The sequence below is a fragment of the Aminobacterium mobile DSM 12262 genome, assembly GCF_000526395.1.
GTDB classification, from domain to species: domain Bacteria; phylum Synergistota; class Synergistia; order Synergistales; family Aminobacteriaceae; genus Aminobacterium; species Aminobacterium mobile.
This window is the reverse complement of the sequence record NZ_JAFZ01000001.1, coordinates 597,779-618,597: the sequence shown is the minus strand read 5'-3', so window position 1 is coordinate 618,597 and position 20,819 is coordinate 597,779. Positions and strand designations below refer to the sequence as shown.

Here is a 20,819-nt window from a genome sequence, read left to right as displayed (position 1 = left end):
AGAAAGAGTCCTTTTTAGAATTATATACCATAGATAAAAAAAGAACAGCAAATTAAACTCTCTCAAAAAAAATATACTTCTTTTTATCGTATTTGCGAACAGTTCCGTCTATGGTCCATCATCATACAAGCATGGCTTATTACATGGAACCCTTTTTCTTGAAGAAGACCTTCAAAATATGGGTTTTCAGATCCAGGCTGGAACCAAATAACAGTATGTTCTTTTAATAATATCGGATCTTCCATTGAGTCAACCAACGCAGGTCCTCTTTTAGCACGTAGGCGTTCTTTAAATAATATGAGGTCTTCTACAACATCTTTTTGAAGAGAAGGAGAGATAAAAAGAGCCACTATATCTGCAGGAACAGAGAGATCCTTAATCGAAGAAACACACGAGAATCCAAGAATTTTTTCTCCGGCATATGTAGGATTTACTGGATAAAGTGAATGCCCCACAGCGGCTAGATACTTCATAACTGAAAAAACCGGTCGCTCTTCTCGAGAAGAAGCTCCGATTATCACTATTGAAGATGAAGTACAAAGAATACGCTTTTTTATCTCTTTTTCCTCCATAATGAATCATCTCTCCTTTCTCTTTTTTTAATTATAGCGTAAGGCTTGTCGGTAACCTAACCAATGTGTATAATACATGCTCGGATATGGCTCTGATGGAGGACTGGCCGAGTGGTCGAAGGCGGCTGACTTGAAATCAGTTAAGGCGAGAGCCTTCAGGGGTTCGAATCCTCTGTCCTCCGCCATTTTTGTGGATTTTAAACAAGAGAGGGAAGAGACAATAAGGAATCTCTTCCCTCTCTTTTATTTTTGCTTATTTGAGAAAATAATTAGCGCGGGATGCCAATTCGACTAAGGGGCCAAAAGCGAAAAAAAGCAGGTCCGCGCATGGCTTTTTTAGGGACAAAATGATGATCCCAATAGCGTCCATCCCACGAATGAGGCCTGTTATCACCCATCATAAAGTAATGTCCTTCTGGAACGACCAAAGGAAGCATAGAAACAGAATCTTGATTCTTCACATAAGATTCTTCGAGTGCTGATCCATCCACATACACCACTCCGTCTTGTATCTCCACTTTTTCTCCTGGTAAAGCGATAATCCTTTTGACAAAATCTTTCTTGGGGTCATCTGGAAACTTAAAAACTACCACCTGTCCCCGTTTCGGCTCCGAAAAAAGGTACCAAAATTTAGCAGCCATAACACGATCCCCTATTTCTAAGGTAGGAATCATGGAGCCACTTGGGATCCAATAGGATTGCACAACGAAAGTCCGAAGTATGAGAGCAAGAGCCACTGCCCATAAAATGGTTTCCAGGGTCTCGCGCCACCATGGTTTAACAGCCATACAATTACCTCCACTTTTTGTTTTCTCTTTATTATTTTATCCCTTTTTGAAGACTTTGAATGGTTTTTCCCCGATATAATAAATATTTTATTTTTCGTTGCCATTTTTAAAATAGCGCTAATGGAGGATGAATCGGATGGTCGATGACGGCTGATTTGAAATCAGTTATGGCACGAGTCGTGTTTCTGGATGTCCACCCCTTTGCCCCATCACCATTTTTAGAAAAAAGAGCTGCAAGAAAGATTCTTGCAGCTCTTCCAAATATATACGCGAACACCACGGTTACTCTTTTAGAACAAACCAGTAATATTTCCCTCGTCGTCTACGTCTATCTTCATGGCTGCCGGCACCTTCGGCAAGCCTGGCATGGTCATAATTGAACCCGTTATGGGGATCATAAAGCCTGCTCCGGCAGAAAGACGAACCTCCCGGACTGTCAACTCGAAACCTTCCGGACGACCGATAAGAGATGGGTTGTCCGATATGGACGCCTGGGTCTTTGCCATGCACACCAGCAGTTCGTCCTTCCCCAATCGATGAATCTCCTCCAGGTCTTTCTCAGCCTGAGCGGTGTACGCTACGCTCTTCGCTCCGTACATCTCCTTCGCTATCTTCTCGATCTTCACCTTCGGGCTCTCTGTCTCTTTATACAGGTAATGGAACGTATTCGGCTTCTCTGTCGCCTCCATGACTCGTTTCGCAAGATCAAGGCCCCCCTCCCCACCCTTCGCCCAAATCTCCGACAGCGAGACTGAGACTCCAAGAGCACTGCAACGCTCTTCCACCAACGCAAGTTCCAACTCTGTATCGGTGGGAAAACGGTTGATCGCAACCACTACCGGCAAGCCAAAACTCTGCATGTTTTCTATATGCTTCTCAAGGTTCGGTATACCCTTCCCCAAAGCTTCGACGTTCTCTTTCGTCAGTTCGCTCTTCGCCACGCCACCGTGCATCTTCAACGCTCGTACCGTCGCTACTATCACAACCGCCGACGGACGCAAACCTCCGATGCGACACTTAATGTCGAAAAACTTCTCTGCCCCAAGATCCGCTCCAAAACCTGCCTCGGTAATAAAGTAGTCTGAGAGTTTCAAGCCATATTTCGTCGCCTGAAGGCTGTTACAACCATGAGCGATGTTCGCGAAAGGACCGCCGTGAACAAAGGCCGGAACATGCTCTAGGGTCTGAACCAAATTCGGCTTCAACGCATCCTTCAACAGCACTGCCATGGAGCCTTGGGCGTTCAGATCCCCTGCCGTCACTGCCATCCCTTCGTATGTATACCCTACAACTATCTGGGAAAGACGCTCCTTCAGCTCTCGAATGCTCCCTGATAAACATAAAATCGCCATCACTTCTGAGGCCACCGTTATGTCGAATCCAGACTCACGGGGAACTCCGTTCGCCTTCCCTCCTAGGCCGATGATCACGTTCCGAAGAGCTCGTTCGTTCAGATCCATTACACGACGAAACACTATTCGACGAGGATCTATGTTCAGAACGTTGCCCTGCTGGATATGGTTGTCCAGAAGCGCTGCCAGAAGGTTATGAGCCGCTGTAATGGCATGAAGATCTCCCGTGAAATGAAGGTTGATCTCTTCCATGGGAACTACTTGAGAGTAACCTCCTCCTGCCGCTCCTCCCTTCACTCCAAAACTCGGACCAAGCGACGGTTCCCGGAGAGCTATGCTCACTCGCTTGCCAAGCTTCGCCAATCCCTGACCCAACCCCACCGTTGTGGTCGTCTTCCCTTCCCCTGCAGCCGTAGGAGTGATGGCTGTCACCAAGATGAGCTTCCCGTCCTGACGATCCTTGATTCGATCCCAGAGACTGTACGTCACCTTCGCCTTGTACTTCCCATACAACTCCAGCTCGTCTTCTCCTATCCCCAGCTGCGATGCTACTTCAACTATGGGCTTCAGCTTTGCGCTTCGTGCTATCTCTATATCACTCAGCATCATTCTGTAAAACCTCCTCTACAGCAACTCTCTCTTCTCAAAAACAAGGAAGAAAAAGGAGCAGGACTGTGTCCGCTCCTTTTTACTATACATCTTTTATTCAATTATTAACTCTAAAGTTTAGCATCAACTTTCTTCTGGATGGTGTCTCGAAGGGATTTTCCTTCTGCCAGTATTTTTTGTACCGCACTCTCTTTTTCAGATACATAGGCAGCATCTTTGATTGAAGGAATGTTAATACGAACGTTCATAATGGCACCCTCAAGTCCAGCCAAAGCCTGAGCAGCAGCCACGCCCATATCACTCATAGCGTTGGTATTACCCTTATCCACAATCCTATCAGCGAGACGAATTACCGCCAGGCATTCCTCCGCTATAGCGAAAGGTGAATCGCAAGCTTCCTTAAAAGCTTTCTGAATTGCTTCCTTACGAACTGCTTTTTCTTCTTCTGTATCTTTCTTCATTTTAAAAGCAGCCATAACTTTGTTAAAAGCTTCCGTATCACGATCAATTCGCTCTAATAAACTGTTATAGAGATTTTCTGCTTCCCCTCTGACCTCTTTCATTTCGGCTTCATGGGCTTCGTAGCCGTTTTTACCAATGGTAAGATTGCAAACCATGGAAATCAGCCCTGCACCGAGAGCACCGGAAAGGGCGGCTACACTTCCACCTCCCGGAGCTGGAGAATCTGAGGCCAGTTCCCCTACAAATTGCCTTAAATTCAGATCAACTAGCATACACATCTACTCCTCTTCGTCTAGTGCCAGAATATTGTTCTCCAGAATCTGATTCCGGTCAAAATCTACTATGCGAAGGAAGTATTCAGCGCAGTTCAAGAGCGCGTCCTGAGGTAAAGTGCCACAAATCTGTGTGCCTATTATGGTAAGGCCATAACGTTTAGCTTCGTTCTCCACAACCTGAAACACCCTATAGATTGGAGTATTGACCGTATCAAACATATTCATGGAGACAGCTACATTATCATAACCATCCGGTTTAAATGCAACTGCACGAATAGTACTAAATCCACCACTAGGTCCACGCATCATTTTAGCGATCCGTTTTCCAATCTCCATGTCTGTCGTATTGAGGATCATATTCACAGCTACGAGGTTATGAGTAGCAGCGCTTACTATAGTAGCACCAGCAGTTGGATGAAGTTTAGCCGGTCCAAGATCAGGACGGCGCTCTGGTGTATGAGCAACTTCCTTCAGCCCTTCATATTGGCCCTTTCGGATATACGCTAATTCTTTGCGTTCAGGAGTCCTGGCATTTTCTCCACTAAAATAGACTGGGACTTGATAGCGCTCCCAAATTTCTTTTCCTATCTCCTCTGCAAGCTCCGTACACTCCTCAAGAGAGATATTGCGAAGAGGGAAAACCGGGATCGTATCCTGAGCTCCAATGCGAGGGTGCTTCCCTTTCTGTTTCTCCATATCGATGAGCTCGTAAGCTTTGCCTGCCATATTCAATAAGGCTTTTTTCAAAGGCTCTGGCTCTCCAAGGCATTCTATAACCGTTCTATTAAAGTCAGCATCGGGGAAATAGCCGATCAGCTTAACTCCTTTAGCCTTACGAATTTCATCAACAACGGCTTCAATAACTTCCTTATCTTTTCCATTACTAAAGTTGGGAACTGCATGAACATACTGTTTCTTAGCCAATTGTGGTTCCTCCAATCACGTGCTGAAATCAAAAGTTTTATTTAATTTACTTTTTTAGAGCAGCTCTTCGCAAAAAAGAGCTGCTCCCTTACTAACCGAGATTGAAAAACTTAGTTCTTCTCTGCTTCTGCCATTTCAGATCTGAAGGTTTTAAGAAGCTCTTTCGCAAATTCCGGATTGCCCGAAAGCTCAAAATACTTCTCGTCTGCATTTTTAGCAATTTCACGGAAGCGCATTCTCTGATCGTGCTCAAGCTTCAGAAGCTTCTGGTCGGGTTTGAAAGCCTTTACCATCATATCGAGGCGTTTATCATTCAGCTCCTGCTGTACCTTATAAACAAAAGGCCGAAGCTCTTCTATACACTCAAGAACAATCTTCTGAATATCTTCTGGCAATCCATTGAAAAAGTCGGCATTGGCAAGGGTATGCATAACATAGATATTATGCTTAGATTCAATAAGATACTTCTGAACTTCCATAAACTTCATTTCCTGAATAATGTAGGGGGCATTTTCCTGCCCCTCAACCATGTTCAGCTGAAGAGAGCTGTAAAGTTCAGTAAAGGAGAGGGGTGTGGGATTGGCTCCATAAGCCTTATAGGTCTCTACAAGCATCTCCGAAGGCATAACTCGCATTTTAAGCCCCTTGAAATCCTCAGGAGTCAATATGGGCTTGTTTGCTGTCCAATACATGGCACCCTCGCTAAAGTAAGACAAAACCTTCAGGCTTTTTTTCTCGTACACACCAGCCAACATCTCATTGAGAGCCTTACTGGAAGCAAGGACTTTCTCGTTTACCATATCGTCATCGGAGAAAAGAAACTGAAGAGAGAATATCTGATTTTCTGGAACGATGGCACCGCACTGTCCGGGACCGACAAGAGCAAACTCTATCGCTCCATTCAAGCACAGCTCAAACATTTCTGTAGGAGTACCGAGCGTCCCTTGAGGATATACATCGAGTTTGATTCTGCCATTTGATTTATCTGCAAGAAGTCGAGCAAATTCGTTTGCATAAACGTCACAGACACTTCCTACTATCTCTTCCTCTGCTAAACGCCAATTATACTCTGCCGCTACAGCTATTCCGGAAAAAGCAAGAACAAGGGCCAGTACTAAAGCAAAAACATGAAGCTTTTTCATAGATGTAAACCTCCTCTAGAATTTGAATTTAAGACATTTCATCTCAATCTAAATCTCAACATAAAGTCCTCTTGCGTCTTTTTGATACCGAGAACTGCCCTCCTTCCTTTTTACTGAGCCACCGCCAGATCCCTCAAGAAGAGAGCTATCTGAGGGAATAATACGAGCAGAATAGACACGAGTATCAACATAAATATGAAGGGTGGAACTCCACGAACAACATCTGTGTATTTTTGCTTAAAAATAGCAATTGCCGTAAAAATATTGCAGCCGAAAGGTGGCGTAGAAGAACCAATGGCAGCCTGTAATGTTACGATGGTTCCTACAAGTACGTTATCCAATCCTGAAGCCATAATGGCAGGCTTGAAAATAGGAGTAAGTATCATAATGACAACTATAGGATCAACAAACATACACCCTATAAAGTAAGCAATACTTAAGACAGAAAGGATCCGGACAACAGAAGGTGTTTCTCCCAGAAGAGGTGGTAGTATAAGATTCGGGATTCTCGCGAAGGAAACAGTCCACGAAAAAGCCTGCCCAACTGCGATAAGAATAAAAACGATCGCCGTCACGACACCAGTTCTTAGCGCTAGTCGAGGAATATCCGACAACTTAATGGATTTATAGATAAAAAATTCCAGCACGAAAGCATAAAGGACTGAAACTGCAGCGGCTTCTGTCGGGCTGAAAACGCCAGAGTAAATTCCTCCGAAAATAATAACGGGAAAGGTAAAGCCTAAAATAGCTTCCTTGAAAGCTACCCAACGTTCATGCCATGTAGCACGGGGCATTCCATTTTCTTTCTTCGAGATAAACCAACAGTATACCGAAAAAAAGAGGAGGATCAAAAGGCCAGGGCCCACACCTGCAATAAAAAGTTCTCCAACAGACGCTCCTCCTACGACACCGTAAACAATCATGTAAATGCTCGGTGGTATAAGAAGGGCTATTTCTGCCGCATTAATAATCAAAGCAGTGGAAAATGTAGAAGAGTATCCGGCATCAAGTAACATGGGGCGTAGAGGGCCGCCGATAGCTACAACCGTTGCCTGCGTTGACCCTGACACTGCTCCGAACAGGGTACATGCAGTTGCTGTCGCGATAGGGAGACCTCCCCTTTTGTGGCCTACAAACTTTACAACAACATTGACGAGACGATCAGCAATTTGCCCTGATGTCATAATGTCCGCAGCAAAGATAAACATAGGAACAGCTGTAAGAGAAATAGGCTGTACTCCTCCGATAAGCTGTTGAATTAGCATTGACGGATTTACCCCTGGGAACTGCGTCACAAGTGTTAAAAAAGCTCCTGCCGCCAAGGGAACCATCATCGGGAAACCTAGCAACAACAATATAACCATTGTTCCTACGAGAGTAAGTAACATTGTGTTTACCCCTCCTAAAAGTCGAAGGACTGTTCGTCCTCAGCGTGGCCTTCGAGCACTGAAGCAGAGAGATAAACATCTTCAGATTTCAGATTTTTAATAACGGCCAACACATATTGAATCCCGGTCATTACAAAACCTACGGGAACCCATAACATAATTAAGTAAAGCGGGATATGAAGCCCCAAGGTCTGCTTCTTAATTTCAGCAAGTTTAGCCACATAGAGGTAGGCATACCAACTGAGATAGAACATCAGGACGGCTGTGCCAGCTGAAATAATAATCATCAAAATTTTTCGCCCTCTCGGCCCAAGAACATCCGATAAAGCTGACATCCTAATGTGGGCTCCTATTCTGGCAGCATAACTGGTTCCCACAAAAGTAACCCATACGATGGTGAACTGTGTTACTTCTTCTGCCCAAGTAAGGCTATGTTGAAAAAGGTTTCTTCCGATCACGTTGATAATGGCAACAAGAGCCATTATGATAATGCTCCACGATACGACAAACTTCTCAAAACGCTCACAAAGACTATCTAGCATATTAAAAAAACTCACCTATGATCCCCCACTTTTCTATCTTCTACTCTTCGCGTAATGCGCCAAAACGTGTGCCATACGTATGACAGAGTCCATTCGAACATATTCGTCTGGCTGGTGAAAGAACATGTCATCGCCAGGCCCCAAAATAGCAAAAGGTACTCCTAAAGAAGGGATGAGGATCGAGGCATCTGTAAAATAATTGATACCAGTCTTTTCCCATGGCATTTCCAATTCAGAATAAATTTTTTGTAGAGATTGCACTAACGGAGCACTTTCATCCATCCCTACAGGAGGTCTATTGTTTACCACCTCTACAGAAACATGGATGGGACTATTGTCCTTTTCCATAGATTCCGTCGCTTTATAAATTTTCTGCAATAACAGGGAATGATCCACACTCGGGAGGGTTCTGATATCTAGCGTCCCTTCTACATAATGAGGAACAACATTAAACAAATCACTTTCAGCTTGTAGTGAGGTAACTACACATGTAGAACGGCCGAGAAGGTCGTGTTTTTTCTCGCCACTAAAAAGTTCTGATATGAGATTTGTAATCTTGTTAAATGTAGAGAGAGCATTCGTCTGGGCATCTGCCATAGCAGCATGGGAAGAGGTCCCCCACGTTCTTATCCGAAGCCAAATAGCGCCCCTCTCTGCTAGGCCAACTCTTTCATCTGTAGGCTTAATGATCAGAACTTCTTCTACCTTATTGAGGAATCCGCCCCCTAACAGGGCGTTGGCCCCCATACCCCCTACCTCTTCATCTGCTGTAAAACAGAACACAACGTCTACTTTCGGCGTTATGTTTTCCTTTAAAAGGGTCAGGGCCGCTAAAATCATGGACGTGACTCCGCCTTTCATATCCGCAGCTCCCCGACCATAAACACAGCCATCCACTACGACCGCGCCAAAAGGAGAATAGGTCCAATCTCGCACATCTCCGGCCGGAATCGTGTCTAAATGTCCTGTAATGGCAATACCGCGATTCCGATCTGCTCCAGGGATGGTAATCACCAACGAGGCTCGGTTATTTCCATGGCTGATTATTTTCTTTTCAACTTTATTGTCAGGGAACAAAGAAGAGACAAAAAGAGCTGCGTCCTTTTCATCTCCAGAAGGCTGGAAAGTACGGATGCGAATCAACTGCTGAAGTATTTCTATCGCCCTACTATAAGCATCATCTTGCCTTTGCGTCATTTTATTCCCCCCTTTCACCAATATAAGAGTACTGGAGGGAGGAGATTCAGACATTAGCTTCTGTGGATAAGATTTCCCCGGTTATATTGTCAAAACTTGACAAATCTATTCGTTAAAAGATCCGAGATCATAAAGTTTTAACGCAAGGGCAATATCAAAACGTTGATCACTGTTATCAGGATTAAAATTGAGAAGTTCACATATTTTTTTGTTTCGATATTTTATGGTGTTATAGTGAAACTTCATAACTTCCGAAGCGCGTTTCACGTTCCAATTATTCTTGTTAAGGACCCTAAGCGTTTGAAGAAGCTCTCCATTCGTAGATTTATCATATTCGATAAGGTCTCTTAGTATGCTCTGACAAAAGGTCTCTGCCTCCTGACTCTGAGACACCATGGAAAGGAGCTTCATCCCGCCCAGGTTTTCCCAAAAAACAACTTCTTGGGAAAACGTAGCTAACCTAGCCACACGAAGGGCTCGAACTGCTTCGCGATAACTATCGTGGATACTAAGAGGGTCAGTTTTGTATCCGCCAACGGCGACAGTAATTTCGCAACGTAACTCTTTAGCTGCTTCTTCATTAAGGTGTTCCGCTACTTTTACTATATTTGTTTGTAGGGTTTTTTCCTCGTTATCTGGATCTGGAGGGGAGATAAGGAAAACAACAGACTTTGTCAACATGGTATAAATCGATTTTGGGAAAAAAGCCTGAAACTTCGACCTAATAGTGGAAAAAAAGACCTGAAACTCACGTTCTCCAGCCGCTCCATCAAGAGCTTCTACTTCTACCACCACTACAACAACACCATTGACAGGATTCCAAGAAAAAGTGCGAGCCCGACTTTCAAGTTCTTCCTTCCTCTGTATTTTGTTATAAATAAGATCTCGTACAAACTCATCAATATAGTTTCGCTCCACCCTTTGAGCAGAAAGTTGTTTCTCTATAGAAAGCTTTACTGCTATAACGGCATTCTCTAGAGCAGACATTTCTAAAAAAGAAATTTTCCTGTCGGAACGGCTTGAACGGTTAAGAACAAGATAGCCGCTCAGCACGCCACCAACACGGACCTCCATATGTTGGTGAAGGCGAATTATCTCTTTTAAGGGATATATTTTTACATGTTCTTTAAATTCTTCCGAAAAAGATGCTACGAAAAGCTGTTTATGGATAAGATCTTTATAGGCAACACCACAATGTATCTGCTCTCGCAAAGCCCAAAGAATTCTTTCAAAATCGCCGTCATTGAGAAGGATATCGGCAAAGGGTGAAAAGGAAGAGTGAAGCGTTTCAGCTTTTCGAAACTCTGTCTCGAGAGCAAAAAGAACGTTTAATAACGTATGGTTTTGGGGAATAGAAAATAAAGGCGTAGAAAAAGTATTTGCTGCTTCTTCAAGCTCTGAAGGAATCTCTCCTTGAAAAACAATTCCCCCGACGCCATTTTGAATAATAGCAAGAACGGAAGACAAACAAAGACCTGAAAAACGTGACTCGCTGGGCCACACTCCAACAACAAGAGAATCAGAAGAGCAAAAAAACCCCCCGACTATAACATCATCAAGAAGTACAACTCTTCCAACCTCCTTATCGAGGGCAGAATTTCCAGCAAGAAGAGAGAAACTTGACAATGTTTGAAGTGTACGTATGGCAGGCAAAATAAAAAATCCACTCCTTGAAACAAAGTTTATATATTGTATCATGTAGAAAAGGAGCTGGTTTTTACCAGCCCCTTTAATAAATACGTATTTATTTATTCAAAAGCAAGATGTTATGTCTCTACCTCTCGCTTTTTCGGCCAGCTTCCAATGTATTCTTAAGCAACATCGCGATGGTAAGAGGCCCAACACCACCCGGAACTGGCGTAATCCAAGAAGCCACATCTCCTACAGTTTTAAAATCTACGTCTCCTACCAATCCTTCCTCAAGACGATTAATGCCCACGTCCACAACTACAGCTCCTTCTTTCACCATAGAGCCTGTAATCATACGAGGACGACCTACGGCTGCTACAATAATATCTGCCTGACGAGTAATAGCTCCCAGATCTTTCGTTCTGCTATGACAGATAGTCACTGTAGCGTTTCGGTCAAGAAGGAGATGAGCGATGGGTTTGCCTACAATATTGCTTCGCCCTACCACTACAGCATGTTTCCCTTCTATTTCGATTCCATAAGCATCAAGGAGATACATAATGCCTTTCGGCGTACAGGGATGCACTGCAGGAAGTCCGGTGACAAGATACCCCATATTCATGGGGTGGAAACCATCTACATCCTTCGACGGGTCAATGGTTTTGAGAACCTTATCGCTATCGATCTGCTGAGGCAAGGGAAGTTGAACAAGAATACCATCTACAGCCTTATCATTGTTAAGGGTTTCGATGAGCTTCAAGAGCTCTCCTTCTGTAGTGCTTACCGGAAGCTTATGAAGAAAAGAGTTGAATCCCACTTCTTTACATTTTTTTTCTTTCTGACCCACATAAACCTTCGAAGCTGGATTCTCGCCTACAAGAACCACGGCTAAGCCGGGAATGTGCCCTCCCTTTGATTTTATTTCATCTACTTCCTTTTTTATGGCAGCCCGTACTTCCTCTGCTACTTTTTTCCCATCCAATATCTGAGCTTTCATTTAGCAGCCTCCTCGCCTCTAGAACAAACCAGTAATATTTCCCTCGTCGTCTACGTCTATCTTCATGGCTGCCGGCACCTTCGGCAAGCCTGGCATGGTCATAATTGAACCCGTTATGGGGATCATAAAGCCTGCTCCGGCAGAAAGACGAACCTCCCGGACCGTCAACTCGAAACCTTCCGGACGACCGATAAGAGATGGGTTGTCCGATATGGACGCCTGGGTCTTTGCCATGCACACCAGCAGTTCGTCCTTCCCCAATCGATGAATCTCCTCCAGGTCTTTCTCAGCCTGAGCGGTGTACGCTACGCTCTTCGCTCCGTACATCTCCTTCGCTATCTTCTCGATCTTCACCTTCGGGCTCTCTGTCTCTTTATACAGGTAATGGAACGTATTCGGCTTCTCTGTCGCCTCCATGACTCGTTTCGCAAGATCAAGGCCCCCCTCCCCACCCTTCGCCCAAATCTCCGACAGCGAGACTGAGACTCCAAGAGCACTGCAACGCTCTTCCACCAACGCAAGTTCCAACTCTGTATCGGTGGGAAAACGGTTGATCGCAACCACTACCGGCAAGCCAAAACTCTGCATGTTTTCTATATGCTTCTCCAGGTTCGGTATACCCTTCCCCAAAGCTTCGACGTTCTCTTTCGTCAGTTCGCTCTTCGCCACGCCACCGTGCATCTTCAACGCTCGTACCGTCGCTACTATCACAACCGCCGACGGACGCAAACCTCCGATGCGACACTTAATGTCGAAAAACTTCTCTGCCCCAAGATCCGCTCCAAAACCTGCCTCGGTAATAAAGTAGTCTGAGAGTTTCAAGCCATATTTCGTCGCCTGAAGGCTGTTACAACCATGAGCGATGTTCGCGAAAGGACCGCCGTGAACAAAGGCCGGAACATGCTCTAGGGTCTGAACCAAATTCGGCTTCAACGCATCCTTCAACAGCACTGCCATGGAGCCTTGGGCGTTCAGATCCCCTGCCGTCACTGCCATCCCTTCGTATGTATACCCTACAACTATCTGGGAAAGACGCTCCTTCAGCTCTCGAATGCTCCCTGATAAACATAAAATCGCCATCACTTCTGAGGCCACCGTTATGTCGAATCCAGACTCACGGGGAACTCCGTTCGCCTTCCCTCCTAGGCCGATGATCACGTTCCGAAGAGCTCGTTCGTTCAGATCCATTACACGACGAAACACTATTCGACGAGGATCTATGTTCAGAACGTTGCCCTGCTGGATATGGTTGTCCAGAAGCGCTGCCAGAAGGTTATGAGCCGCTGTAATGGCATGAAGATCTCCCGTGAAATGAAGGTTGATCTCTTCCATGGGAACTACTTGAGAGTAACCTCCTCCTGCCGCTCCTCCCTTCACTCCAAAACTCGGACCAAGCGACGGTTCCCGGAGAGCTATGCTCACTCGCTTGCCAAGCTTCGCCAATCCCTGACCCAACCCCACCGTTGTGGTCGTCTTCCCTTCTCCTGCTGGCGTAGGAGTGATGGCTGTTACCAAGATGAGCTTCCCATCCTGACAATCCTTGATTCGATCCCAGAGACTGTACGTCACCTTCGCCTTGTACTTCCCATACAACTCCAGCTCGTCTTCTCCTATCCCCAGCTGCGATGCTACTTCAACTATGGGCTTCAGCTTTGCGCTTCGTGCTATCTCTATATCACTCAGCATCATTCTGTAAAACCTCCTCTACTCTTAAAATACGTCTGTTCTGGAACTCTTTTATCAATGCCCATATTTCCCAAAGATTCTATTATAATATGTTTTTATTTTTTTATGTTGTCTGAGATGTATTTAAAATCTGAACTTGTTTTGTTACATTTTTCATTAACAGACATAGAAACCCCCGAATTTTTATAAAAATTCGGGGGTTTGTGTCTAAAGCAAAAACCTTATGAAATTAGAACCTATCCTTTTATCACAGCTAGGGGGCGAAGTTTTGCCACCTTTAAACTGATGCCAGCTTCTTGAACAACATCTACAACATTCGACACATCTTTATATGCTTCCGGCATCTCTTCCCCTAGGGTTCGAGGACTTTCAGCCATTACGGATATTCCCCGTTCTGATAAGACTTTGAAAAGATCTTGCCCTCGTGCTCTTTTCACTGCTTCATTTCTACTCAAGACCCTTCCAGCACCATGGCATGTAGATGCAAAAGTCTCTATCTCTGCTTGTCGAGTTCCCACAAGGACGTAGCTTGCTGTCCCCATACTTCCCGGAATAAGAACCGGTTGTCCTTGAAAAGCTCTTGTAGCCCCCTTACGATGAACGCAAAGTTCTTTTCGATGCCCTTCCCATTCATGAGTTTCAATGTGGGCTATGTTATGACTTACATCATAAACAGTGTGAAGAGGTACTTTGGGGAAAAATGCTGTAAAAACATGACGCACCGCATCTGCTATCATATGGCGATTTACCAAAGCAAAATTAGCCGCCGCTTTCATAGCTCCCAAATATTTTTCCCCCTCCTCCGACTTTATAGGAGCGCAACAGAGTTGGCGGTCAGGGACAATTATATGGTAACGCTCCATGGCACGCCTCATAACCTTAAGATAGTCATCACATACCTGATGCCCCAATCCTCTACTTCCGCAGTGAATCATCACCGTAATACACCCTGTTTTTAAACCTAATTTTGAAGCCTCTCTCTCGTCAAAAACTTCGTCTACTACTTGAATTTCTAAAAAATGGTTCCCAGATCCTAAAGTCCCCAACTGAGTTCGACCTCGTTCTTTGGCTCGATTCGATACTACTGAAGGAAGAGCTCCTTCTAAACAGCCATTCTCCTCTGTGTGGTCCAGATCGCTCTCAATCCCATATCCAGCCTTCACAGCCCAACGGGCACCGTCTGTAAGGACCTTTTCCAAATCTCTATCTGACAGCTTCTGCCTGCTGCTAGACCCCACTCCACAAGGTACTGCGGAGAAAAGAGCAGGCAACAATTGATCCATTACGTTCGTAACATCTGTCACAACGAGACTAGAGCTGAGAAGACGAACTCCACAGGAAATATCGTAGCCGACACCACCGGGAGAAATAATTCCTTCATCCACGTCGAAAGCAGCAACCCCGCCAATTGGGAAACCATATCCCCAATGGATATCAGGCATAGCGAAACTATATCCGATAATACCTGGAAGACATGCAACATTGGCAACTTGTAGAAGAGCATTTTCCTCTTCAAGCATGGATTCTATATATTTATCAGCGTAAATAAGCCCTGGCACCCTCATCCCATCTTGCGCCTCGCGTCCGAGAAGGAGACGGACGTCATCCATTCTCGTCAAGGATCCTTTCATATTCTTCACCTCTCGCTATACATCCAAAAAAATCCGAAGAAAGGGATCGGGGTATCTTCGGATAACCAACCCTCCATATGTAGCAGATTTCACAGGAAGACGTACTCCGTGTCTCTCAGACAAAACTCCTTCTACTGTGATATGAAGGGGCTCTGCTATAACATGAACAGATGTGGGCACAAAGAGAACATGACGTGTTTCCACTATGAAAATAAGCTCATTGAGCCACGAAACCACTAACTCTTCAAGATCTATACCCTCTATTTGTAAAATTTCCTTCCTTTTCTCATAGTTTTCCCTCAGTTCCTCCGTCTCTCCATAACCTAATGCATACAAAGCAAGAGCTGCTTCTAAAAAAAGTTCGTCAAGAGAAGCGGCTTTCACTTCAAAACCTACATCTGCTGTGTGTTCTATTTCTTTCCAAGGCATTTGATCACATCCCTCTACAATAAAAAAGGAGCGCCCTTTGCAGGAGTCGCCCCTAAAAGTTAGAATCGAAAAGAAACAGTCGGGCATATTATTCGCCTCGTCCGACAGTTCCTGCTTTAATTTATCCTCTTTATAATTCTATTTTTATCTTACCACATACCTTCAAGAGAAATATTATTTATCCCCAACTTCATCATACTGAACCAACCCAGCGCAGTTTTTGGCGCTTAGCAATATTATTTACCCTCGACTTCATCGTACCTTGCCCGTTCGAATTAACTTAACATGGCAATTAAAAGTCCACCTGCTAAAACAGAACCAATTTGTCCAGAAACATTGGCAGCTACCGCAGGCATAAGAATAAAACAAGTTTTGTCCTCTTTATTTGCTATCTTTTGTGCCACTCTGGCTGCCATAGGAAAAGCAGAAATGCCCGCCGCTCCAATTATAGGATTAAGCTTAGTTTTGAGAAAGCAGTTCAATAATCGAGCCGACAGCACGCCTACTGCTGTATCAAGAACAAAAGCAACGAGTCCCATACCTAAAATCAAGAGAGTCGATGGCTGAAGGAAACGATCAGCGGTAAGCGTTGCTGAGATAGCTAGACCCAACAGGATAGTTACAATATTAGCAAGTTCATTCTGAGCTCCTTGGGCCAAACGATCTACCACGCCGCTCTCTCGCAAAAGGTTGCCGAACATAAGGAAACCAATAAGAGATACAGAGGCTGGCACCAATATACCAGCTACAATAGTAACGATTACGGGGAAAAGAATCTTTGCCCCTCTAGAAACCGGCTTTTCTAAATACGTCATGGGTATTTTTCGCTCCCGCGTCGTAGTGAGTAAACGAATAATAGGAGGCTGTATGAGGGGAACTAGAGCCATATACGAGTACGCTGCCACAGAAACAGGCCCTAAAAGATGAGGGGCGAAACGAGAGGCCACATAAATTGAAGTGGGGCCGTCAGCCGCGCCAATAATCCCTATAGCAGCAGCTTCGTTTAGATCGAAGCCCATCAGGAGAGCTAACCCTAGTGTGAGAAAAATTCCAGCTTGGGCTACTAAACCGAAAACTGCTGTAAGAGGAGATTGCAAAAGCGGAGAGAAATCAATCATTGCCCCTATAGCTATAAAGATAAGGAGAGGAAATAGTTCTGTAGCAATACCCACGTCGAAAAGGAGGGTGAGTGCACCTACATGAACTTTACCAGCCACCATTTGAGTTAAAGCTGATGTAAGTGGAATATTGACAAGAATCGTTCCAAAACCCATGGGTAACAACAATGTTGGCTCATATTCCTTTACTACAGCAAGATAGATAAGGAAAGACCCAATCCCGATCATGGTGATCTGCTGAAAAGACAGGGCCATAACCCCTTCCACAAAATTTCCCATTTTACAGTTCACTCTCCCATCATTTCTGTTCTATACTAATATTAATAAAAATAATAGCTACGACAGTCTAAATAAAAAGCGAGACCTCCAGCATGACTTACGTCACACTCGAAGGTCTCGCTTATTGGCTCTAAAACCAACGACAGTGCCAGGCTTAACGCCATGATGTTGACACTGCCTCTCAAGCTACTCCCCTTCAGGAACTTCCTTGATATTGTATTTATTTTAGCTTAAGCTTATTGAAAGTCAATATAAAAGAAATTTTCATTCGTTGTTAGAAGAGGCGATAAAAATGGCTGTTATCATGTTATTAAAGCAAGAAAACTACGAAGAAAAATCACTACGAAAAGCTGTAGAAGATATCTTTTCATGTTTTATAGACGCACAAACACCTATACGGCCTGGAGATTCCATACTTCTAAAACCTAATTTACTCTCTGCTTCTTCGCTAGATAAACGTATTACAACTGATCCTGCTCTGGTTAAATCCGTTGCTGAAGCAGTTCTTGATCGGTACGGCCGTCCAATAATAGGTGATAGCCCTGGCCTTGACCGATTTGCATCAGTTGCAGAAAAAACAAAAATGAACGATATAGCCCGTCAACTCCAAATACCATTGGTAGAACTTACAGACCCTATTCCAGTGAACCCCGGCCCTCAGGCTAAATTTCACCGCATCGAATTAGCTCGCCTAGCATTGGAATCTCATATGATTATCAACATACCCAAATTAAAAACACATGCCCAAATGCTTCTTACTTTAGGCGTTAAAAATTTGTTTGGAACAGTAGTAGGGCAGCAAAAAGCTTCGTGGCATTATAATGTAGGGTTAAATCGGGATCTTTTTGCCGAGCTTCATCTCGATATTTACGAAGCGCTTCATCCTGCTCTTACTATATTAGATGGCATATGGGGTATGGAAGGGCACGGACCTGGGAATGGCACTCCCCGCTTCTTTGGATTGTTGGGAGCTTCTAGCGATACTCTCGCTTTAGATTTTACCATTTGCACCCTTCTTGGCGTAAACCTTGGGCACTTTCCTCTATACCGAGCCGCAATGCGACGGGGAATGAACATAGAAATAGAGGATGCTCATTTTAACAGAGAGATGCCCCAGGCCTTTTCCTTCGAGAAAGTCTTTATTCCCAACTTAGACTCTCTTCATCTTCTTCCCTCCTTTCTCGATGGAATTTCTAAGCGTTTTCTTGTGTCAAGACCTATACAAAACAGAAAGCTATGTATTCGATGCAGAAAATGTGAAACAATTTGCGCTGCTAAGGCTATAACTTTGGACTCATATGGCAATCTTTCTTTCGACTACAATAAATGTATTCGATGCTTCTGCTGTCAGGAAGTCTGCCCCAATAATGCCATTGAATTTCAAAAAGGAATTATCCTCAAAATACTTGATTTATTTAAGAGCAGGAGTTGATGAAGTGAGTTGTCCTTTTACACGATGGGAAAATAACCAAGAATTGCTACAAGTATACAACGCTTTTCTTGATTTATGGCGAGAATACACGAAAAGGGCTGCTTCAGATGATACTTCGGATCATATAGAAGCCCGAAAGCTATGGCAAAAAATTGGTGATGTTTACTGGCAATTAGTGTGGAGTCTCGTCTCTGCCCAAATAGAAGAAGAACCCGAACAATTATTCTTTGATGAGGTAGAAAGGGCTTTTATTGATTACGGGATATTGCCAGATCTTCTTGAAGAATCTCCGTCTTACAGCGATGAAGAGGCCCCCGTCGGTTTATTTCAGTACTTCCACATGACAGATTATTTTAATGAACTATATTCCCTCGTCTTCCAAAAAGACTACGCCGGCCCTTTAAAAGGCCCTTCTCTAGAAGAACGGCAAGGACAGATGGAACGCCAGCTCGAGTCTCTTAAGAAAAGACTTCACCTTCTCTTGCAAGTTATTTTTGATATGGGGCTCTCATCTCCAGAGCTCAATATAATATCTCTTCTTTCCAGCCTTGAAAAGAATTTAGGACTTTACACTGAAGTACATTACAGGACTCGGAAATATCGAGAGAGTTCCGATGATGAGAGGCAGGTCATGGCATCAGGTCATTACGCTTATAACGAAGCTGAAAAGATGATGCTTCGCCTTCTAAAAGATACATATACTGCGTCTGACTCCCCCCTTTCTGAGGAAGAGTTGAGCCGGGTACTCCATCTACACCAACAAACTCAATATATTGCTATGTCCTTGTGCTATTTTGAAATGGAAAAAGAGAAATGGCGGCAGAAAAAAGAGCGATTTCAAGAAAAGTATGAAAAAGAAACCCCTCCTTTTCTCAAAAGAGAGATACGTAATATCTTAGCCGTAAAACAAGAGTATATATCTCTTACTGCTAAAAGTGCCAGGCTGGACAAAACGCCCCTTCTCTCTCGTGGGAGACATATGCAGCCTCTTTCTTTGAAGCAGATAGCCTCTCAAATAGAGGGGATGGTTAGTCGGGATTTAGACTTATTGCGGGTCTCTCGTATACGAATGTATGGGCTCCCTACAGTTATTATGGTTCCTGGGCAGGGATATGGAACATATGACTGGAGCGATAATACCTTTCTTATCCCTTTGGCTTCGGCTCATAGCCATGAAAAAAATGTCGCTTACGCCTTAGGTACCTTTCGGTGGGATAGCGATGAAGATCGGGCTATAAAAAACAGTTATGAACTGATTAAAGAAAACAGGAAAAAGTCTGTAATTTCCCTCAGTCAATCTTTTTACAAAGATTACTATACGTGGATAGTCAAGGAGTGTAAGGGGTATCGAGTCCTTCCTCGAGAAACACATAAAGTTTTTAAGCAGATTTTTCCTACTGTTGAAAAATGGAAAATTTGCTAGAGATTTTTCCTGTAGCGAGAACTACAGCTATCGTGATTAATAAGCTCCCTAACAGCTCCCCTGCTGTAGGGAGCTGTTTCATAAAAAGAGACGTCAGCGTAATGGCTATGACAATTTCAATGGTAGCGATAGTACTCGCCGTAGAAGCCTCAATGGTACGCAAGGCTAAAAAATACGATGAATAACCAAAAAGACTAACCCCAAATCCTACATATAAAATCCACCCCCATTGAGCAGGGGACAGGGAACGCAGAGCTTGTACCCACCCTGTTAAAGAGACGCTGTGAAAAACACCATAAAAGAGAGCAATCCAGAAAAAGCCAAGGAAATGAGCATAGACAAAGAGGCTCTCCTGAGCAATAAATTGATTCTTAGCAACCCAACGGCCAAACAAAGAATACGCAACCATTCCCAGTACTGATATAAATATCCACAAAAAACCTCGGACAGACTCCCTGATAAGGAGGGATGTGCCTGAACCCCAAGCTGTCACTCCTACCCCTATTAACCCTAGAAAAGCCGCTAAAATAAGAGTGGGGGATGGAGGTTCTTTCATAATGAGAGCAGATCCTATAAGGGTCAATAAAGGGTATGTGTATAAAACAACCACGGCTGTAGCTACTGTAAGATCTTGAAGCGCCATAAAATACCCCACGTAAATTCCTACCACTCCGAATATGCTAAAAAAACCCACTAAAATAAACTGTTTAAACGAAATACGGAAGAGGGAAGGATCTCTCCATAACAAAAAAAGTCCTCCGCCGAGGAACACGCACCCAGCCCGTACAAGTGCCACAAGAAGCATATCAGTTTTCAAAGCAGCTAGAATTTTTCCAACCGGACTCAAAGTTCCCCATAAAAAACTTGCAACGAGGACAAACATAATTCCATCTCTTTTATTACTAGTAACCGTAATAATCCCCGCCCCTCTTCGTCTTTATAAA

General features: G+C 44.0%; 19 protein-coding genes and 1 tRNA gene. 3 read left to right on the top strand and 17 right to left on the bottom strand.

Annotated elements, in window-relative coordinates:
* Positions 1-83 precede the first annotated feature (83 nt).
* Positions 84-572: a CoA-binding protein gene (locus K360_RS10945; RefSeq protein ID WP_024821687.1), complete on the bottom strand. Its 489-nt coding sequence runs from the start codon at positions 570-572 to the stop codon at positions 84-86.
* A 97-nt stretch (positions 573-669) separates the two neighbouring features.
* Between K360_RS10945 and K360_RS0102880 the strand changes: the two genes are divergently transcribed.
* Positions 670-757 (top strand) — tRNA-Ser (locus tag K360_RS0102880).
* Between the two features lie 84 nt (positions 758-841).
* Here K360_RS0102880 and lepB read toward each other — a convergent pair.
* The 15 genes from lepB to K360_RS0102810 all read right to left on the bottom strand — a co-directional run bounded on the left by lepB (position 842) and on the right by K360_RS0102810 (position 17,020).
* Positions 842-1,360: a signal peptidase I gene (gene lepB / locus K360_RS0102875; RefSeq protein WP_024821686.1), complete on the bottom strand. Its 519-nt coding sequence runs from the start codon at positions 1,358-1,360 to the stop codon at positions 842-844.
* A 106-nt stretch (positions 1,361-1,466) separates the two neighbouring features.
* A complete protein-coding gene (locus K360_RS11305; RefSeq protein WP_156923322.1) occupies positions 1,467-1,637 on the bottom strand; it encodes a hypothetical protein in 171 nt (56 codons plus the stop codon).
* Between the two features lie 13 nt (positions 1,638-1,650).
* Positions 1,651-3,318, bottom strand: coding sequence for a formate--tetrahydrofolate ligase (locus K360_RS0102870; protein WP_034326469.1), 1,668 nt, complete (start codon positions 3,316-3,318; stop codon positions 1,651-1,653).
* 113 nt (positions 3,319-3,431) lie between these two features.
* The gene (locus K360_RS0102865; RefSeq protein WP_024821684.1) at positions 3,432-4,055 is read right to left on the bottom strand and encodes a cyclodeaminase/cyclohydrolase family protein; all 624 of its coding nucleotides are present in this window, start codon (positions 4,053-4,055) and stop codon (positions 3,432-3,434) included.
* Between the two features lie 6 nt (positions 4,056-4,061).
* Positions 4,062-4,982, bottom strand: a complete 921-nt coding sequence (gene ftcD / locus K360_RS0102860) for a glutamate formimidoyltransferase (protein ID WP_024821683.1) — start codon at positions 4,980-4,982, stop codon at positions 4,062-4,064.
* 110 nt (positions 4,983-5,092) lie between these two features.
* The gene (locus K360_RS0102855) at positions 5,093-6,124 is read right to left on the bottom strand and encodes a TRAP transporter substrate-binding protein (RefSeq protein ID WP_024821682.1); all 1,032 of its coding nucleotides are present in this window, start codon (positions 6,122-6,124) and stop codon (positions 5,093-5,095) included.
* A 110-nt stretch (positions 6,125-6,234) separates the two neighbouring features.
* Positions 6,235-7,512 (bottom strand): TRAP transporter large permease, encoded by a 1,278-nt coding sequence (locus K360_RS0102850; protein WP_024821681.1) that lies wholly within the window; start codon positions 7,510-7,512, stop codon positions 6,235-6,237.
* A 14-nt stretch (positions 7,513-7,526) separates the two neighbouring features.
* On the bottom strand, positions 7,527-8,069 hold the full coding sequence (locus K360_RS0102845) for a TRAP transporter small permease (RefSeq protein ID WP_024821680.1): 543 nt from the start codon (positions 8,067-8,069) through the stop codon (positions 7,527-7,529).
* A gap of 18 nt (positions 8,070-8,087) precedes the next feature.
* Positions 8,088-9,251 carry a M20 family metallopeptidase gene (locus tag K360_RS0102840; protein WP_024821679.1) on the bottom strand — a complete coding sequence of 388 codons (1,164 nt, stop codon included), beginning with the start codon at positions 9,249-9,251 and terminating at the stop codon, positions 8,088-8,090.
* A gap of 105 nt (positions 9,252-9,356) precedes the next feature.
* Positions 9,357-10,904: a helix-turn-helix domain-containing protein gene (locus K360_RS0102835; RefSeq protein WP_169728657.1), complete on the bottom strand. Its 1,548-nt coding sequence runs from the start codon at positions 10,902-10,904 to the stop codon at positions 9,357-9,359.
* A gap of 121 nt (positions 10,905-11,025) precedes the next feature.
* Positions 11,026-11,877, bottom strand: a complete 852-nt coding sequence (gene folD / locus K360_RS0102830; RefSeq protein WP_024821677.1) for a bifunctional methylenetetrahydrofolate dehydrogenase/methenyltetrahydrofolate cyclohydrolase FolD — start codon at positions 11,875-11,877, stop codon at positions 11,026-11,028.
* An 18-nt stretch (positions 11,878-11,895) separates the two neighbouring features.
* Positions 11,896-13,563, bottom strand: coding sequence for a formate--tetrahydrofolate ligase (locus K360_RS0102825; RefSeq protein ID WP_034326468.1), 1,668 nt, complete (start codon positions 13,561-13,563; stop codon positions 11,896-11,898).
* Between the two features lie 236 nt (positions 13,564-13,799).
* The gene (locus K360_RS0102820; RefSeq protein WP_034326205.1) at positions 13,800-15,194 is read right to left on the bottom strand and encodes an RtcB family protein; all 1,395 of its coding nucleotides are present in this window, start codon (positions 15,192-15,194) and stop codon (positions 13,800-13,802) included.
* 15 nt (positions 15,195-15,209) lie between these two features.
* Positions 15,210-15,623 carry an archease gene (locus K360_RS10940; RefSeq protein WP_024821674.1) on the bottom strand — a complete coding sequence of 138 codons (414 nt, stop codon included), beginning with the start codon at positions 15,621-15,623 and terminating at the stop codon, positions 15,210-15,212.
* Between the two features lie 275 nt (positions 15,624-15,898).
* Positions 15,899-17,020 carry a sodium ion-translocating decarboxylase subunit beta gene (locus K360_RS0102810; protein ID WP_024821673.1) on the bottom strand — a complete coding sequence of 374 codons (1,122 nt, stop codon included), beginning with the start codon at positions 17,018-17,020 and terminating at the stop codon, positions 15,899-15,901.
* 292 nt (positions 17,021-17,312) lie between these two features.
* Here K360_RS0102810 and K360_RS0102805 point away from each other — a divergent pair, with 292 nt between their 5' ends.
* Together K360_RS0102805 and K360_RS0102800 are read left to right on the top strand one after the other, a co-directional pair.
* Positions 17,313-18,452 (top strand): DUF362 domain-containing protein, encoded by a 1,140-nt coding sequence (locus tag K360_RS0102805; RefSeq protein ID WP_024821672.1) that lies wholly within the window; start codon positions 17,313-17,315, stop codon positions 18,450-18,452.
* A 4-nt stretch (positions 18,453-18,456) separates the two neighbouring features.
* On the top strand, positions 18,457-19,875 hold the full coding sequence (locus tag K360_RS0102800; RefSeq protein WP_024821671.1) for a hypothetical protein: 1,419 nt from the start codon (positions 18,457-18,459) through the stop codon (positions 19,873-19,875).
* Here K360_RS0102800 and K360_RS0102795 read toward each other — a convergent pair.
* Positions 19,847-20,758, bottom strand: a complete 912-nt coding sequence (locus tag K360_RS0102795) for a DMT family transporter (protein WP_024821670.1) — start codon at positions 20,756-20,758, stop codon at positions 19,847-19,849. The genes K360_RS0102800 and K360_RS0102795 overlap by 29 nt on opposite strands.
* Between the last annotated feature and the right edge of the window lie 61 nt (positions 20,759-20,819).